Source organism: Pseudonocardia sp. 73-21, from assembly GCF_001899645.1.
In the GTDB taxonomy this organism is placed as follows: Bacteria; Actinomycetota; Actinomycetes; order Mycobacteriales; family Pseudonocardiaceae; genus Pseudonocardia.
Genome location: NZ_MKVV01000099.1, coordinates 1 through 5348, shown reverse-complemented (window position 1 = coordinate 5348; position 5348 = coordinate 1). Strand labels below are relative to the sequence as shown.

Here is a 5348-nt window from a genome sequence, read left to right as displayed (position 1 = left end):
TCACCACCGAGGCACCAGCCCCGGCAGTCAGCGCGGCTTGACACGGTCATTGAAACTCCCGTGATCGTGGGCCTGGCGGCCCGTCCCCTTGGGGTGGCGGGGAGTTGTTTCCCCCGCCGCCGCAAGGCGACCCAGCACCGCCGTGGAGGCTCGCGGTCAAGGGCGGCCGGAGGCCGTCACGCAGTGACGCGGAGCGAAGCGGAGCGCCCTTTACCGTGAGGTCGGCGGTGCTAGGCCAAGGGCCGTCAGGCCCCGCCGAAGGCGGTCGATCGGCAGTTGTCTCGGCCTGCGCGGCCTTGAGCGCTTGTCATCACGATGTCGCTTCATACTCCGACGGCACCTAACCTCTCGCCCGTGGCAGACGAGCAGGTGTTCACCGTGACGGGGGCGAAGGCCGTTCGCGCGGAGCGGGTCAGCATGGTCGAAGCCGGCCTCCTTGAGAGGCAACACCTCCAGGAGTGGATCAAAGAGTATCCGGATATGCTTGGAGAAGATGTCCTCATCGTCACCGAGGAGTTCGACCGCTGGGCCACCTCGAGCGGGGCAGCGACGGCGGATCGTCTCGATCTCCTGGGGCTCGACCGGACCGGCCGCCTGGTCGTGGCCGAATTAAAGCGCCACCGCGCACCGGACTCAGTTCTCGTCCAGGCTCTGAACTACACCGCCATGGCGTCGCGGTTCACGCTCGATGATCTCATCGAGGCTCACGGTCGATTCCGCGACGATGAAGCGACAGCAGAGATGATCCTCGACGATCTTCGAGAGTGGGCTCCGAATGTCTCGGATGAAAGTCTGGGTCCACCCCGAATGGTCCTTGTCGCCGAGGACTTCAGCCCGGTCTTGACGAACACGACGATGTTCCTCATCGAGTCCGGGGTGGATCTACGCTTGATCCGGATCGGGTTGTACCGTATCGACGACGCCATCCTCGCGATGACTAGTTCGCAGGTCCTCCCCGTGCCCCAGGCCGAGGAGTTCATGATCCGACCACGCTCCGCCGGGGCCACACAGCGCGCCACCCGGTCGACCGCCACGAGGCAAGCATCGGTGGCTGAACGGCTTGTCGGAGCTCAGACGTTCGCCGACGGGCAGCGGATACGGCTCTCAGTTCCAGCGAACGTCGGAGAGGATCGCGGCACCATCGAACACTGGCTCTCCGAACAACCCGAGCGGGCTCATGTCCGCTGGCGCCTCGACCCGAAAGAGCCTCTCGAATGGGCGATCGACGGGTCCACCTGGGGCTTACGCAGCCTGATTCGGCACATCGTCGTCGCTGCGACCGGGGAACAGCCTCGTACGGCGCTCTGGGGTCCCAACTGGTTCCTCGGCCCAGACGGCAGGCCGCTGAACAAGATCGCAGACGACATCGACACATCCTTGGCTGCGACGCGCGAGTCCGATTGATGGCCAGAGGAAGCCAAGGGGCACGGCGCGCTTCAGCTCAGATCGGAAGCGCGGTGAGGACACCACGGTTGAGCAGGAGTTCAACGTGCTTGCGCATCTCCGCCGGAACCGGGCCTCCAGTAACAAGCAGGCCGCATTCTAGATTATGGCCGAGCGCGGCACCCGTGATGTTGGCGCTGCCGACCAGCGCGATGTCGGAGTCGATCACCAGGATCTTGGCGTGCAATGAAGCTCCAGCCGGCCGTTGCTCTCGCGGCCAGTGCAGTCGGATCGCGTCGATGCCGGGGAAGGCGGTGCCCGGGCCGGTAAACCGCGGGTTGTCCGTCGCTCGTTCGACGAGCAGCGTGATCACGACGGTGCGGGCAGTGGCCCGCTGCAGCGCCGCGGCGACACTAGGCTCGGTGTGGACGGCGTAGCCGACGAGGAGCACGTCGGTGACGGCGCGGTCGATCAGGTCCACGACGACGGCTGAAGTAAGCCGACCGGTGGCGGCGCCGCTGTCCGGCCCGGTCCACACCACATCGATCCGGCCTGTCGGGGCGCGCGGTGCCAGGTGGCCGAGGAGCGCACCGGCCAGGAACTGCCGGTCGGCGTCGGATAACCGACGGTCGACGACGCGGCGATAGGCAGCACGTACCGCGACACCAGTCGCTGCGGCAGCCGCCTGGCTAATCGCCTGCGGACCGGTACGGAGGGCCTCAGCCAGAACGCGTATGTCGCGGGATGGGAGGTCTCGGCCCAGGATCGCGGCGAGGTCGACCAGCGGGGTCATGGAAGGAATGCGAGCCCGTCTCCAGTGAGGTCTACAACGACCGCCCGGTCGAGCCACCGGTTATTGGCCTCGCAGCTGGTTTCCGAGGCGAACAGACAGGCGTGGCAGGACGCCGCGTGCAGCGTCTCCGACGGATCCTGCGGCACATGCTCGGCGCAGAGCGGATCCGACGAGCACCGGCGCGCGTCGTCGAACGCCTGATCTAGCAGTCGAGTTAGGTGCTGGGGTTCGCCGAGTGCGACGAGCCCGCCGAGTGTGCCCTCGCTATCGCTGGCGGCGGTGGAGAGCAGGATGCCGCTAGCCGGCTCGGCCGGTGTGCCGACGTAAAGCCGCTCTCGGATGCTGGACGATCCGTAACCGCACTCCAGGGCGACCTGGCGGATCAGCAGGTGGCTAAGCGTGTGCAGTAGGAGGTATCGGGCAACCGGGAACGCGTGGTCGACGGGCCGTGCCCGGTTCGTCGACCACCGTGCGAAAGCGTGCCGCAGAGCGGCGATGCGTGGATGGTCGGTGACGGACTCGGCCCAGTCGCGAACCCGCTGTTCGGGCAGCTCCAGGAAGATCCCCTCCCCTCGTTGCTCGAAGGCCGGCACCCACGTCGGCGCACCTCGGCTCAGGCTCAGCCGATTGCCGGGCGCAAGCTCTCGCCGGTCCGGGGCTGACAGCCGGGTGAACCCGAGCAGGGCCTGCACCTCACGCAAGCGGCTGACCAGCACGACCTGCTCGATCAGGTGCTCGTATCCGGCGGGGCCGACGGTGGGTACAGCGCGGAAGTCGTCGTCCTCGCGGTCGGTAGTCGGGTGCGACAACAGGCGCCACTCGGCCGTCAGCAGGTCCGAGTCCACCTCCTCCGCGTCGGGCCCGCCCTGCGCGCGGACCTTCTCGACCACGGCCCAGATTTCTTCGCCGGGGACGGTGCGCAGCCCGCGCAGCACATCCATCCCGTCGACAACCGTCTGTACGACCGTCGCGTTGGGCAGCTGCCCAAGCAGTTCCCAGTGCGCTCCCACGATGTCGGCGGTGGTCTGTCCCTGCGGAAGGTGCAGCGCGCTGGCGGTGACGCCGAACCACAGGTTGGACGCCCCAAGCACCATTAGCTTGAGCCGCCGCCCGCAGGTCTCGAACCGCTGGAGATGCGGATGGCGTCCGCGACACGCCGGCAGGTTCTCCCAGCCGTCGCGACCCGCGGCGTCGGCCACGTTGCGCGAGGCCTGGCACTCCAGGCAGCGCACGTTGACCCGTGGGCCGAGCGTGCTCGCGCTATCGCGCATCGTCAGCTTGGGACCGGGACAGGGGTGCTCACGGCCGTGGTGGACGAAGTCGACGTACGGGAAGTCGTCGACGTGCCCGGCCTCGCAGGCCACCAGGAACCGGGCCGGCAGACAGGCGCGCTTGCGCACGTCGCGGACCTGGGTCTGCTGCTGGCAGGTCGCATGCACCCACTTGGCGAGGTCGGGGCGCCGGCCGCTGCGGTGAATGAGCTCGAACTGGCCGGGCGGGTCGAGTGGGCCGAGCCGGAAGCAACGCGGGCAGCGCAACCACCGAGGGAAGGGGGACACGGGGACCCCGGTGCGCGTCCACGGGTCGTCGGAGTCCTGCGGGTCCCACGGTGCTGTGCGCAGCGCCTTCACCTGCGGCCCCAACGCGTGGCGCACCTTTTCCAGCAGTCGCGGTTCGTCGATCACTTCGGCTCGTTCGAGCCCCCAGGTGTCGGTGCCGCGCACGATCACGCTCATTCCCGGCAGATCGACGACTGAACCGACGCCGCCGGTGGTGACCAGGTGACTGGGGCGCGCGCCCCCGATGCGCGAGGGCTGGCCCTTGACGGACGTCGTGCGTGCTGCGGCGGTCATGAGGGCGACTCCGGGCGGCGGTCGTAGGTCCAGGGCGGGGCGTCGTCGGCGCTGAAGTCGCGGCGGTCCAGCTGCAGGAGAACCTCGGGCTCGACCTCCCGCAGGCTCATCGGCACCGTCCAGCGTTCCCAGGTGCCCTCGTCGGCCTTCTTCAGCAGTCCCGTGACATCGGCGGCCCGCTCGTAGCCGAGCAGCCCGGTCGGAAGGTGGGTCCGTAAGTGGTGCCATTCGTCGAGCCGATGCTGTACCTGCTTGCGCACCCGCTCCGCCTGCGCCGGGTCGTGGGTGACCCGCTCGGCGCGCGCCGAAAACAGCTCGAGGAGTGCGGCCGCTGCCCCGCCGCCCAGCGGGACCACTCCGGCGGCCGTGTTCGGCTGCGCCGAGGTCTCCCTCTGCCGAACTGCTGCGGTCAGCACGCCGCTCAGCCCCCGGTCGAGGGCGCGGTCGCTGAACGGTGTGGTGGTTAGGCCCTCGACTCGCATGCCGAAGGTCGCGTGGTCGTAGGCGAAGCTCTCGTAGTGCGCGAGGTCGCGCGGCCGGCTCCATTGGTACAGCGTGATCACTAGGCCCGGGCGTTCACGGTCGCGGCCGACGCGGGACGTGGCCTGGATGTACTCCGCGGTGCTCTTGGGCTGCCCGGTGACGAGCATCAGGCCCAGGCGCTGAACGTCGACGCCGACCTGCAGCATCGACGTGGCCAACAGGACGTCGAGGGCCGGAGCGCGGTCGGCCATCTCTGCGCGGATCCTCTCCCGGTCGGGACCGCGGAGTGCCTGCAGCGCTGCACTCGTGTCGAACCGCGTGTCGAAGCGGCGTTCCAGGTCGGCGAGCGTGGTGGCGATCCGGCTGCTCGGCATCCGGCTTGTGAGTTCGCTGATCGTCGGCCGCCGGCGGCGGGTGCCCACCGAGAGCGAGCTGAGCCGTTCGGCGATGTCGTCTTCCACTAGCCGACGCATGCCGGCGAGCTCGCGGGTGGAGGTGAAGTAGTCGACCAGGGTCATGTACGGGTCGGCCAAGTCGCCGTGCCGGTCGTAGAGGTGCTGGGCGTGCTCCAGGACGGCCGCGGCAACCCGGATCTCGATGGCTTTGAACCGCTCGCCGGTTGCGCAGATGCCGCGGTAGCGCCGGCTCGGCGTAGCGGACGACGGCTGCTCGACGGTGGAGAAGAACGTCTCCCCGGCGTCGAGGACCTGCGGCGGGAATATGGCCAGGCCACGGGCGAAGACCTGCTCGACCTGGTCGCGGGCTCGGCGAACGGTGGCGGTGGAGGCGACTAGTGTCCTGAGTCGGTAATTCGCCCGCAGTAGCTGGCGACGCTG

General features: G+C 68.7%; 4 protein-coding genes. 1 reads left to right on the top strand and 3 read right to left on the bottom strand.

The features are described 5' to 3' along the window. The first annotated feature begins 354 nt into the window (after positions 1-354). Positions 355-1404, top strand: a complete 1050-nt coding sequence (locus tag BGP03_RS32370) for a hypothetical protein (RefSeq protein WP_298799558.1) — start codon at positions 355-357, stop codon at positions 1402-1404. Positions 1405-1441: 37 nt separating this feature from the next. Here BGP03_RS32370 and drmC read toward each other — a convergent pair whose 3' ends face one another. From drmC to BGP03_RS32355, 3 genes are all read right to left on the bottom strand, one after another. Beyond that, positions 1442-2176 (bottom strand): DISARM system phospholipase D-like protein DrmC, encoded by a 735-nt coding sequence (drmC, locus tag BGP03_RS32365; protein WP_298799557.1) that lies wholly within the window; start codon positions 2174-2176, stop codon positions 1442-1444. After that, positions 2173-4029 carry a DUF1998 domain-containing protein gene (locus tag BGP03_RS32360; protein ID WP_298799556.1) on the bottom strand — a complete coding sequence of 619 codons (1857 nt, stop codon included), beginning with the start codon at positions 4027-4029 and terminating at the stop codon, positions 2173-2175. Before BGP03_RS32360 ends, drmC begins: the two co-directional genes overlap by 4 nt. Further along, positions 4026-5348, bottom strand: a 1323-nt coding sequence (locus BGP03_RS32355) for a helicase-related protein (RefSeq protein WP_299738583.1), incomplete at its 5' end; no start/stop codon positions are given. The genes BGP03_RS32360 and BGP03_RS32355, both read right to left, overlap by 4 nt.